The organism is Photorhabdus sp. RM96S, assembly GCF_042879335.1.
Classification (GTDB): Bacteria; Pseudomonadota; Gammaproteobacteria; order Enterobacterales; family Enterobacteriaceae; genus Photorhabdus; species Photorhabdus kayaii.
Genome location: NZ_JBHFKT010000066.1, coordinates 1 through 11,834, shown reverse-complemented (window position 1 = coordinate 11,834; position 11,834 = coordinate 1). Strand labels below are relative to the sequence as shown.

Sequence of the window (11,834 nt, the reverse complement as noted above, 5' to 3'; positions counted from 1 at the left end):
CAAAGTTCATCACTGAGCCGCCATTTGTTGTTTGCCATACTCTCTATACCTTCAGAAATTATCCGTTCTAGAATATTATACAATATGACAATTCCTTTTGGGATAGGCTCTAAGAGCAATGCCGGAAGCTTGCTGTTCCAGCATGTTTTTAGCTAAATCGACAATAATTGCCGCGGCTTCGATTGGGGGCGTGCCGCCATGATGAATATTAGAGATACAAGTGCGGTCAGCTTCAACCGTTTTTTCTACAGTCGGTTGGTAAACGGCATAGCAGGAGAGACTTTCCGATTGCCCTAATCCGGGGCGTTCTCCAATCAGTAAAACAACCACTTTAGCTTTGAGTAACTCGCCAATTTGATCTTCGATTTTGACGCGACCATAGCGCACAAAAAACGGTGTGCCGATGCACATTCCTGTTTGTTCCAACCCTTTTAGCAGTGGTGGCACAAGATCTTCGTAGTTGGTGATAATGGCATCGGTAGACAGGCCATCGGAGATAACAACTTGTACATCGGGCGCTGTTTTACACTGTGTCAGTAAAGTTTCTACCGCATTCGCACTGAGTTTTCGCCCTAAATCCGGGCGAGTCAGATAGAGATTTTTGTCGCTGACTTGAGATTGCACTTCTAGCAATCCTTGTTTCTCTATCCATTCAACCGGGACCTCTTTTAACACCGTATCTTTAGAACGGGAGTGATCAGCCTGAAAACGCAGCAATGCCTGAGTACGTGGACGTGGACCGCTGCGGCCGGTACCGACTCTCGCCACAGTGCTGCGGCGTAATTCCTGTAATACTTCTATCCGGTTCGGGTTTTGGACACCGATCCACTGTTTGGCTTCCAAGGAGCCTAAATCCGGCGTACAGCTTTCCGTTTCGTTAGTGATTTCAGGGGATGCATGGGGTTTCAGGTTAGATACCCGCTCGCTTACATTCTCTTCAATTGTTTTTTGGTTCATGATGATTTATCTCAGCAAAGAATCAGAAAAAGAACGATGCATCGCCCGCCCGTGATGTTAAGCGGCCATTTGCCATTAGCCCCATCTGTTCCAGCCAGCGTTCAAACTCCGGTGACGGGCGTAGATTAAGCAGATGGCGGATAGTGGCGGTATCGTGGAAAGCAGATGTCTGGTAATTGAGCATAATGTCATCACCGAGCGGCATCCCCATGATGAAATTACATCCTGCGGTTGCCAGCAGGATCATCAGGTTTTCATTCTGGTTTTGATCAGAGTCTGCGTGGTTGGTATAGCAGCAGTCACATCCCATTGAAACGCCGCTGAGTTTTCCCATAAAGTGATCTTCTAATCCGGCACGGATAATCTGGCGATCATTGTAGAGGTATTCTGGCCCGATGAAACCGACAACAGTATTCACCAGAAATGGGTCATAGTGGCGTGCTAAACCGTAGTTTCGTGCCTCCATCGTCACTTGATCAGCGCCAAAGTGAGCACCGGCGGAGAGGGCGGAGCCTTGTCCGGTTTCAAGATAGAGACAGTTATCGCCAGCAAGACGGCAATATTCCGCGCCAATGGCACGTGCTTCATCTAACATAGCCAATTCTACGCCAAACTCTTTTAGCCCTTTTTCACTGCCGCAAATACTTTGGAAAATCAAACCACCCGGTGCGCCACGCTTAATGGCTTCTATCTGGGTCGTGACATGGGCTAAAACACAGCCCTGTGTTGGGATGGAGAATTTGTCGATTACCTCATAGAGGGTATCTAGTACGCGGGTGAGGTTTTCTACGTCGTCGGTCACCGGGTTGACGCCGATGACTGCATCACCAACGCCAAATGATAGCCCTTCGTAAATCTGGGCCAGAATGCTTTGTACATCGTCGCGGGTATCGTTAGGTTGTAGCCGGGCGCTGAACGTTCCCGGCGTCCCAATGGTGGTGTTGGCTTTTTTGATCACGGGCATTTTTTTCGCGCCATAGATCAGGTCCGCATTGGAGCTGATTTTTGCCACGGCGGCAACGACTTCGGCGCTGATTCCTTTACGCAGAAAGGCGATATCATCCACGCTGGTATCATCGCTTAGTATGTATTCACGCAATTCACCAATGCTCCAGTTTTTTATGCGGGCGTAGGCAATTTCATTAATGTCATCCTGAATAATGCGAGTCACGCAATCCTCTTCATAAGGAATGATCGGATTCATGCGAATATCCGTAATCGTCATTTCCGAGAGGATATGTTTAGCCGCTACGCGTTGTTGGGAACTTTCGGCAGCCACCCCGGCTAGCACATCCCCGGAACGCAATTCGTTAGCCATTGCCAGCACCTGTTTGACATCTTTAAACTGATAGGTCTTACCAAAAAGCTGAGTTTTCAATTTCATGTTTACGCTCTCTCAGGAAGGAAAAGCCAGTGATTTGATAGTGACGGGAACCACAGTGCCATTAAATAGTGGCGTGCCAATGTCGATATAATCCCCGGTGCGGGTGATAACTTCATCAATAACCGCCAGCGGCCGTTCTCCCATCAGAGGATGTAACAGCATGCCCAATGCCTTACCAAAGTCTTGACCTGCAACGATGAGCAGCGGGTGAGAAGAGGGATAGCATCTGACAAAGTTCTGTAAAGCGGTAATGCATGTCTGCACGGCGGCATAATTCACCGGCAAGGCGTCGGGTAGGGCCAATGCATATAGATCTTGCTCGGCATTCAGATCCATTTGTGTGAGCGCATGTTGCCAGGCTTCTGCCAGTGATTCAGTGGCTTCTGTGTCAGGATGGACGACGGGAATATTGCGCAGTGGTAGTGATAGTGTATCGAGCCAGATAGTGCTGCCGGATAACGATAATGTATGAGCGCCGGCACCAATGACGGTAGCGCGTACGGTTTGTTTTGGCATTTGTAGCGGCAGTTTGGCGAAATCATTATCACGATGGATAGCTTGTGCCAGCAATGGTCCTAAATCGTGAAAACGGAATAGGTCATGATCCGATGTTTCACGATAACATTCTCCTACCCCGCCGGAGAGAGTGACGGCGTAGAGTTCATCACAGTTTGGCAGCGGCTCGGTCATCAGTAATTGTTGCGCTAGAGGTGTGAGTTGCCCGGTAACGACTTCCCACAACAATTGCGACATCCGCGTAGCAATTTGCTGTAATTGCGTGGCTGTCAGATGTTGAATATCTGTGTTTTCGCCAAACAGTGAATCAACGATGAGTGCTCCGGGCGGATGTGCTCGTAAAACGTTCCCTTGAAGATCGGTCTCCAATAAGCGGCCGCCGACATTTAAGCAAGCGGAGGCGATAAGTCGCCCGGCATCGAATAGCGCATAGTTGGCTGTACCGCCGCCGATGTCAATATTGAGCACTCTGGTCATTTTCTGCTGTGAAAGAGCTTGAGCGCCGGAGCCCAAACCGGCAATCACCGATTCCAAATGGGGTCCTGCTGTTGCGACAACAAAATCCCCTAATTTTTGTGCCAGCGTCATAATTGCAGGGCGTGCATTGCATGTTTTCGCGGTTTCACCGGTAATGATAACTGCACCGGAATCGACACTTTTCGGATCGATGTTTGCCGCCTGATATTGTGCTTGGATCAGACTGAACAGTTCGTCTTCACGTAATTGTCCGGCGAAGTCTACGGGGGTAAATAATACCGGGCTTTGCCAGATAATCTCGCGGCTAACAAACTCGTAGCGTGGCACTTGTGATACCGCTGCACGGTTCACCAGTGACAGACGCGAAAAGATCACTTGTGTGGTGGTGGTGCCGATGTCAATACCGACACTAAATAACTCCTTGGCTTCCATCGCTACGCCTCTTGTCTGCAATAAGGCGTATGTTGGCATTTTTTTTTGTTAATCAGTATTAAATATCGGCAATTTGGTTGGAAAATCAACTGTGGTCACAAAAATATTAGGGGCCATAATAAAAATGGCGTATACCCGTCATCTTTCAAGTTGCCTCTTTGTTGGTTGCACTCACTCACCCCGGTCACATCGTTATCTATGCTCCCGGGGATTCGCTCCCTTGCCGCCGCGATCCATCTTGAAATCCATAGGGTATAGATACAAGATACAGGGCGAAGTTATTAAGAGAAACAGGCAGATAAGGCGCCAAGATGTCAGGACAGATGGTTATCATCAATACATTAACAAAAATGAAGAATTATTGATCTTACACCAGATCGCGTTGCTGGCTATCGGTTATATATCTTCCAACAGACTTTCGTTACGGGGTGAGAAAAATGATGAATAGCGGAAAAGTTTGGTTGGTCGGTGCCGGTCCCGGCGATGCGGCGCTAATTACTGTCAGAGGATTACATTGTATCCGTCAGGCGGAGGCGCTGGTGTATGATCGATTAGTCAGCCCGGAGCTGTTATCCGAAGCACCTGATGATTGCAAAATGATTAATGTCGGCAAAACGCCGAACTATCACCCAGTGCCGCAACGGCAAATTAATCAAATCTTGGTAGAGTGTGCGCAACAAGGGTTAAATGTCGTCCGGCTGAAAGGGGGAGATCCCTATGTGTTTGGCCGTGGTGGTGAAGAAGCGGAAGCTTTGGCACTGGCGAAAATCCCTTTTGAAGTGGTACCGGGCATCAGTTCATCCATTGGTGGTCTGGCTTGTGCCGGGATCCCGGTCACCCATCGTGATTATGCATCAGGTTTTCATGTTATTACCGGCCATCTGCGTCAGGGAAATGAATCACAGGATTGGGCGACGCTGGCAAAGCTGGAAGGTACGTTGGTGATCTTAATGGGAATGACTCAACTGGCGAGTATCTGTGAGCAATTGATCGCAGGCGGTAAAGCGCCGACAACGCCGGCGGCGGTTGTGATGTATGCTAGCCATCAGCAACAGCAGGTTGCCAGCGCAACCCTGTTAACTTTGGCTCAGCGGGTAGCCGCTCAGGGATTGACTGCACCAGCATTGATTGTGATTGGTGATGTGGTGCGTTTGCGAGAAACACTGGCTTTTAGCCGGGATCATCTATTGTTGTCTTCTGTTCCATCACTGATGGCACTCTGATTCTCTGCTTAACATTTGGGGATACTATTTGATGAGCGAACATGGCGGTAATGTGCTGGAAATGGCGCTGAAAATCGGTGTTACAGTCGAAGAAATGATTGATTTCAGCGCGAATATCAATCCGTTAGGAATGCCGGAATCCCTGAAAACGGCCATTATCGACCAATTGCAATGTGCCGAGTACTATCCTGATACAGAATATCGCCGGTTACATGCAGCGTTAGCGCAGGCTCATCATTGCACTGTCGAAAACCTGATGGCGGGTAATGGTGCGACTGAATTGATTTATGCTGTGGTGAATTATCTTAAGCCGCGCCGAGCCATGTTGTTGATACCGGGATTTGCTGAATATCGACGCGCCTTGCAGCGAGTGGCTTGCCAGATTGATGAGTATGTGATGAGTGAAGCTGATAGCTATCAACCTGATGAACGCTTGTTGATAGCATTAGAGCGCCATCGGCCTGACTGTTTGTTTCTTGCGACACCGAACAATCCGACGGGGTTGATGCCAGATGCTGTGCTATTGCAGGCGATATTTGAACGTTGCCGTCAGCATAATATTGCGTTGATTGTTGATGAGGCGTTTATCGATTTTCTCCCGGATATTGCTGGATTTATTCCTCAGATAGCGCATTTTCCTCGTCTTTATATTCTGCGTTCACTAACGAAATTTTTTGCTATTCCGGGGTTGCGCCTTGGTTATCTGGTCAGCAGTGATGTCACGGGGATTCGAGCAATGAAGCGCTGGCGGGAGCCGTGGACCATTAATGCTTTCGCGGCGTTGGCGGGTGAAATTGTTCTTAATGATAACGCTTACATTCAAGCAACACACCGCTGGTTAGCTGAGCAACAACGTTGGCTTTATCAGGCACTGGCTGCATCACCGGCATTGCGTGTTTGGCCTCCCGCGGCAAATTATATCTTCCTGCGTTGCCTGCGCCCAGAAATCGATCTTCAACAAGTATTGCTGAAACAGAGAATATTGATTCGCCATTGTGCTAATTATCCGGGCTTGAATGCAGCTCATTATCGGGTCGCCATTAAGGGCGAGCATGATAATCGCCGTCTGGTATCGGCGTTACGTCAGGTATTTGGTTATGGCTGAAGCGCGTTGTCCTGCATCGTGTGGTGAACTTATCCAAGGGTGGATTCTTGGTGGTGAGAAATTGATCTCTTGTCCGGTGAATTGGTTTAGCGAAGTGTCTGTTACAGATGGCGTGCCGGGAAAAGAGGAACGTCCCCGTATGCGCCAAGTGATGAAAACTGTTCTGGCGTATTTTGGTTTGTCGATAGAGATGGCGCGAGGTTTACGGATCGCTTTGACTTCTACGATCCCGATGGCAAAAGGGCTGGCAAGTAGTACCGCTGATATTGCCGCTACCGCGCTGGCGACGGCGCGTTATTTGGGGAAAACACTTGATGAAACGACACTGGCTAGCTTTTGCGTACAGCTTGAGCCTACGGATAGCACGTTATTCAGCCGGCTTACCTTGTTCGATCATCAAACAGGTACCACTCAAATTGCATGTGACTGGCAGCCATCTATAGACATTTTGTTATTGGAAAGCCCGGAAACCCTGATCACGGCTGATTATCACCGTTTAGATCGCCATCCGGTATTATTGGAAAATGCCGCAATGCTAGAGCATGCTTGGAAACTATTTTGTCAGGCTGTGACGACTCGGAATTACTGGCGGTTGGGAGAAGCTACGACACTCAGTGCACTGGCCAGTCAAAAATTGTTGGTAAAACCGGCGTTTGACAGTTTGTTGGAATTGGTAGAGCGGAGTGGGATCTACGGGCTGAATGTTGCTCATAGTGGCAGTGTCGTCGGGTTATTGTGTGATCGCCACCATCATGATGTTGAATACCTATGCTGGTGGCTGAAACAGAGGGGCATAATTCGTTTTTATCCTCGTCAGCACTTGCTGACCATGATACCGGGTGGTGTGCGTTAACTGTAGGAGGAGACTTATGTTGGATTATTTGCCGATGTTTTGTCAGATCCGGGATAAAACCTGTCTGCTGGTTGGAGGAGGTCAGGTAGCCGAGCGTAAAGCGCGTCTGTTATTAGATGCTGGCGCACATCTATTAGTTAACGCACGGGAATTTACCCCACAATTTAAGATATGGGGGGATAACGGCCAAGTGACACTCATTCGCAGTGAGTTTGAGCCTCACTGGCTTGAGCATAGTTGGCTGGTTATTGCTGCTACTAATGATGCGGCGGTGAATAGCTACGTGTGTGATTGTGCGACGGAGCGCCGCATTTTTTGTAATGTGGTGGATGAACCACAGCAAGCCAGTTTTATCACACCGTCAGTGATTGATCGTTCACCATTGGTGATAGCTATCTCCTCCGGGGGGAATGCGCCAGTATTGGTCAGATTATGGCGTGAAAAACTCGAACGGCTGCTACCGATGCATCTTGGCCGTCTGGCCGCTTACGGTGGAACACTTCGCCAGCGGGTAAAACGACATTTTCATCATTTGGCGGCACGTCGTCACTTTTGGGAGCGGTTTTTCACTGATGAGCGATTAATGCAATCGTTGGTCAGTCAAGATCGTCAACAAGTTGATCGGGTGGTAGAAACATTATTCTCTGAGTCATCTCAAGCGAATACAAACAAAACAAACAGTTGACTAATATATTGGAGCCGGACAAATGAGTGAGGAGCGATATAAACAGAGAAAACAGCGGCAAAAAGAGAGATTTATGGCACAAGTTGCAGCCGCTCAGGAAAACCGGGGGATTGTCATTATCTATACCGGTAATGGTAGAGGGAGAACCACCGCAGCAATGGGAACGGTTGCACGAGCGTTGGGTCATGGATTAAAGGCTGGCGTTATCCAATTTATTAGGGATGAATGGTCAGCCGGCGAGCGTACTTTGTTGCAGTCGCATGGGATAGAATTTCAATTAATATCAATGAACCTGACTGGAGAAATGCAAAATCGTACTCAGGATATTGCCGCTTGTACTGAGGTTTGGCAGCATGCGTTGCGCATGATGCGTGATCCTGAATTATCATTGGTAGTGCTTAGTGAATTGGCTTGCGCGATAAATAACGGTTATCTATTGCTCGACGAAATTATCAAGGCATTAAACGGACGACCAATTAATCAGACGGTAATCATTACCGGACAAGATTACCCTGTTGAATTAATTGAATTGGCTGATACGGTGAGTGAAATGTGTCCGGTAAAATATGTTTTCACTTAATTATGCGTTTTCCGGTCATCACATTAGATGAAGAGTGATTCATGTTTTTATCTTGTTTAACCAATGCATTAATTTCTCTCATGGTGATATTTGATACTGTGCCAGATTGATGAAAACGCTCAGCCATTTTCTGCATTTTGATGAGTCGATTATTATTCATTACATGTTACCTCGATTAATAAATCAGATGATATACCCGTTATCTTTCAAGTTGCCTCTTTGTTGGCTGCACTCTCTCACCCCGGTCACATAGTTATCTATGCTCCCGGGGATTCGCTCCCTTGCCGCCGCGATGCATCTTGAAATCCATAGGGTATAAGTTGTCTTCAAGATTATTATTGATATTAACAAATTTTTTGGCTAATAGATTATAAACTTTCAACAGTTTATTGGGAATGTCTTGAGTTAGTGAATTGTTGTCCATGAAAGCTGCGAAATCATCAGTGGTAAAAATTTTCATTGAGAGTATTTATTATTAAAATTATAATTAGCCAAATGTGATTGTATTTTTTGGGTGTTAAAAGTATACTGGATAATTATTTTTCAAATAATTTAAGGTTAATAATAAAGTTTTCTCCTATGTTTACTTGGATTAAGTATATAAAAACCAATTAATATTGAGGTGATTAATTAATTGGTTATGATGAACTTTATTGGATATATATTCCATAAAGCTTGATAATACATGAAATAAATTCCATACAATATATTCCACCATCCAATAATTTTAATTTATTTACAAGTTGGGATTTATATCTAATATTGTCGGTGGAATAAATATAACGTTAATTTAGGTTTTGATATGTAAAAGAATTACAGGTTCACGCAATCCATATTATATTCTGTTGCACATTTTATTAAGTTTCAAACAATGCATGATTATTTAATATATAAATTAAGAGGTTTAATATGTCTATTGAAAATATCGATGTAGCTGAACAAACAACTGGCAAGGATTCAGTTGTACTTGGACATGCAGAAGCGCCAGCAGTACATTCTATCGCAATTGGTGCTTCACCCCGAAATTCTAAAACCATCAGTGAAGCGGCTATTGCGATTGGGCAAAATCAAATTGCGGGTAAACAAGGTGATGCGAAAGTCATTTGGCCTATTGCGATTGGTGCTGACTCTGTATCCAACGGCCTGGCTTCTATCGCTTTGGGACAAAAGGTGACGGCTAGTGCGGCTCAGTCCGTGGCGATTGGTCAACACTCCTCTGCAACAGAAAAAGGGAGCATTGCATTAGGCGCAGATTCTATTGCTAATAAACCGAATGTTGTTTCTGTAGGAAAAACCGGCCATGAACGTAAAATTATACATGTTGCGGCCGGTGAGATTTCAAATCACAGTAATGAGGCGGTTAATGGTCAGCAGTTATATGCTGAATCGGCAAGGATTGATATATTATTGGATGCAAAGAATCAGGAATTGGGAGAGAAGATTCAATCTCTGGAAAGTGATATAGCTAATCTTACTCTGTTGGTTCAGAATAGCGTGGATGATGTTGCATCATTGAAGAAACGGCTTCTCGATGCATTGAATTATTAATATCCGTTGGTTGTTGTTTCATATATTCTTATCCTTGAATATCAGGGTAAGAATATATTTCAGATAATATGAGTAGAGTATTAAAATCAAGTTAATATTTAAGTAAATAACGAGAGCTAAATGATTGAACCTCTGCTAATCAAATTTTTCTAAATATTCATTTAGATGGTTGATTAGTAGTTTGTTCTATTCCAGCGTTAAAATTTTATCACTTTTAATTATGAAAGGAATATAATATATGTCAACATCATCTAGTGTTTCCCAGAATGAACTGAAACAAGTATATGAGCTTTTGCCTGCGCCGTGGATAGCTGAGGCGAGTAATAAGTGGCAATTAGATATAAGTCAGGTGATTGATATCAATGGAGCGACGGTCTATGTTAATCCGTATTTAAATATGATGACAGGGGATAAGATTACTTTATCTTGGCAAGGAGAGTTTGGTAGCCCCTATGTACTACAGGATACGGTGACACGCGAAAAAAGAGGGAAGATTCTAACTTTCATCGTGCCTTTTTCTGTATTAGAACAATATTCTGGGAGCTATGTCCGGTTGAATTACAATATTACCCGCGCAACGGGAGAATTGGCACGATCCCAGCCAGTGGATTATTATATAATTGGAGAAAGAGCTAAATTGCTGGTAATAGGCGCTCGTTATTCGCGACAGGGGTTTTATAACTTTGGGGCTACTCCTCCTTGCTATATTAGTGCGCTGAATGCCAACACTTTGCGACCTGTACTGGCTGAATGGCAATATGCAGGGGAACAGAAGTGGGTTGCTGGCAGCAATTTTCAAGATGTTTTGCCGTATCGTCCTTTGCGTGTGCGTTTGGCTAACCAATTAGTGACTTTGAACCCGTGCAATATTGCGGGTAATGGCTGGCACGTGATTGGAAATGGGTTGGGTAGAGATTATACCGCTGCTTTTGTTGCCCGGCGGGATAGCGGTTATATGGTTGCCTGGGGAGACGCTGGGTTTGGCGGCAACATCCCGGCTCCTTTGGCAACTTTAAATAATATTGTTCAGATAGTTAGTACAGTAAATGCCTTTGCGGCACGGTTAAGCAATGGTCATGTCGTTGCTTGGGGAAGTGCCGAATATGGCGGGGTTGTTCCAACGGAAATTGCTGGGTTAAGTGATATTGTCGATATTGTGGGATCGGCAGGAGCATTCGCGGTTCGTCGGGCTACGGGGCAAGTTGTTGCTTGGGGAAATCGTGGTCATGGTGGATTAGTGTCACCGGCAATTGCGGCAATGACTGATATTGTGGATGTATGGGGAGGAGGTAGTGCTTTTGTAGCCCGGAGAGCCACGGGCCACTTAGTCGCTTGGGGAAGCGGTGATAAGGGAGGAGTATTGCCGCCGGAAGTTGCCGCAATGACAGATATTGTGGAAGTCGTGAAGGCTGCTTGGGCTTTTGCTGTGAGGAGGGCTAATAATTCTGTTGTTGCATGGGGATATGGTAGTGATTTTGGTAGTGTCGTTCCAGGTGAAATCAGTGCATTGAGGGATATTATTAAGTTAAGCAGTTCGAACAATGCCTTTACGGCGCTACGGGCGAATGGTTCAGTGGTGGCTTGGGGAAGAGACAGTTATGGCGGAGTGGTGCCAAAAGATATAGCGGGATTAAATGACATTGTTGAAGTGACCGCAACAGTGCATGCATTTGCAGCCCGTCGTGCTAATGGCTCTGTGGTCGCGTGGGGTGATGTTGATAGGGGAGGAAAAGTTCCAGAATTTATCTCAAATCTGCAAGATATTATTCAAGTCACAAGCTCGAAGGCTGCATTTGCTGCATTGCGCCGTGATGGGACTGTAGTCACTTGGGGTGATAGCGAATGGGGAGGTGATAGCCGCGCTGTAGCAGAGCAGTTGAAAAATGTTCGTGCTATCTACGGGAATAGTACAGCGTTTACCGCGTTAACTGCGGATGGCCGCGTGGTGACGTGGGGTTTAGCTGCTGTCTCTTGATCAGATCTCCAAATCAACTGATTTAGCCAGCAAATAGCCGTCTATCAGGGTTTGCAGCCGAAACCAACCTTCCCAAAGTCGTTCCCATCCGACTCGACC

11 protein-coding genes and 1 pseudogene are annotated in these 11,834 nt (G+C 46.1%); 7 read left to right on the top strand and 5 right to left on the bottom strand.

Annotation, left to right across the window (positions count from 1 at the left end):
* Positions 1 to 75 precede the first annotated feature (75 nt).
* From eutC to eutA, 3 genes are read right to left on the bottom strand one after another with little or no spacing between them, the layout of a single operon-like run.
* Positions 76 to 957: an ethanolamine ammonia-lyase subunit EutC gene (gene eutC / locus ACGF49_RS23270; protein ID WP_387493001.1), complete on the bottom strand. Its 882-nt coding sequence runs from the start codon at positions 955 to 957 to the stop codon at positions 76 to 78.
* Positions 958 to 979: 22 nt separating this feature from the next.
* Complete coding sequence (locus ACGF49_RS23265) at positions 980 to 2,341, bottom strand: ethanolamine ammonia-lyase subunit EutB (protein ID WP_113041946.1); 1,362 nt, start codon at positions 2,339 to 2,341, stop codon at positions 980 to 982.
* 12 nt (positions 2,342 to 2,353) lie between these two features.
* Positions 2,354 to 3,766, bottom strand: coding sequence for an ethanolamine ammonia-lyase reactivating factor EutA (gene eutA / locus ACGF49_RS23260; RefSeq protein ID WP_387493004.1), 1,413 nt, complete (start codon positions 3,764 to 3,766; stop codon positions 2,354 to 2,356).
* Between the two features lie 440 nt (positions 3,767 to 4,206).
* On the opposite strand from eutA, the gene cobA reads away from it, so the two are divergent.
* The 5 genes and pseudogenes from cobA to cobO all read left to right on the top strand — a co-directional run bounded on the left by cobA (position 4,207) and on the right by cobO (position 8,212).
* Positions 4,207 to 4,989 (top strand): uroporphyrinogen-III C-methyltransferase, encoded by a 783-nt coding sequence (gene cobA / locus ACGF49_RS23255; protein WP_112878671.1) that lies wholly within the window; start codon positions 4,207 to 4,209, stop codon positions 4,987 to 4,989.
* Between the two features lie 31 nt (positions 4,990 to 5,020).
* Positions 5,021 to 6,094 (top strand): threonine-phosphate decarboxylase CobD, encoded by a 1,074-nt coding sequence (gene cobD / locus ACGF49_RS23250; RefSeq protein ID WP_113041944.1) that lies wholly within the window; start codon positions 5,021 to 5,023, stop codon positions 6,092 to 6,094.
* Positions 6,087 to 6,947 carry a GHMP kinase gene (locus tag ACGF49_RS23245; protein WP_146748078.1) on the top strand — a complete coding sequence of 287 codons (861 nt, stop codon included), beginning with the start codon at positions 6,087 to 6,089 and terminating at the stop codon, positions 6,945 to 6,947. Before cobD ends, ACGF49_RS23245 begins: the two co-directional genes overlap by 8 nt.
* 19 nt (positions 6,948 to 6,966) lie before the next feature.
* Positions 6,967 to 7,596, top strand: a pseudogene (locus tag ACGF49_RS23240) (NAD(P)-dependent oxidoreductase); the annotation flags it as partial.
* Positions 7,597 to 7,654: 58 nt separating this feature from the next.
* On the top strand, positions 7,655 to 8,212 hold the full coding sequence (gene cobO / locus ACGF49_RS23235; RefSeq protein ID WP_113041941.1) for a cob(I)yrinic acid a,c-diamide adenosyltransferase: 558 nt from the start codon (positions 7,655 to 7,657) through the stop codon (positions 8,210 to 8,212).
* On the opposite strand, the gene ACGF49_RS23230 is transcribed toward cobO, so the two are convergent.
* Both ACGF49_RS23230 and ACGF49_RS23225 read right to left on the bottom strand, forming a co-directional pair.
* Positions 8,205 to 8,372, bottom strand: coding sequence for a hypothetical protein (locus ACGF49_RS23230; protein WP_158536533.1), 168 nt, complete (start codon positions 8,370 to 8,372; stop codon positions 8,205 to 8,207). The two genes, cobO and ACGF49_RS23230, sit on opposite strands and share 8 nt — an antisense overlap.
* A 23-nt stretch (positions 8,373 to 8,395) precedes the next feature.
* Positions 8,396 to 8,542, bottom strand: a complete 147-nt coding sequence (locus ACGF49_RS23225) for a hypothetical protein (protein ID WP_158536532.1) — start codon at positions 8,540 to 8,542, stop codon at positions 8,396 to 8,398.
* A 579-nt stretch (positions 8,543 to 9,121) separates the two neighbouring features.
* On the opposite strand from ACGF49_RS23225, the gene ACGF49_RS23220 reads away from it, so the two are divergent.
* Together ACGF49_RS23220 and ACGF49_RS23215 are read left to right on the top strand one after the other, a co-directional pair.
* On the top strand, positions 9,122 to 9,760 hold the full coding sequence (locus tag ACGF49_RS23220; RefSeq protein WP_113041940.1) for a hypothetical protein: 639 nt from the start codon (positions 9,122 to 9,124) through the stop codon (positions 9,758 to 9,760).
* A 238-nt stretch (positions 9,761 to 9,998) separates the two neighbouring features.
* Entirely contained in the window at positions 9,999 to 11,735 is a 1,737-nt protein-coding gene (locus ACGF49_RS23215) for an RCC1 domain-containing protein (RefSeq protein WP_387492994.1), read from the top strand.
* The last annotated feature ends 99 nt before the right edge of the window (positions 11,736 to 11,834 follow it).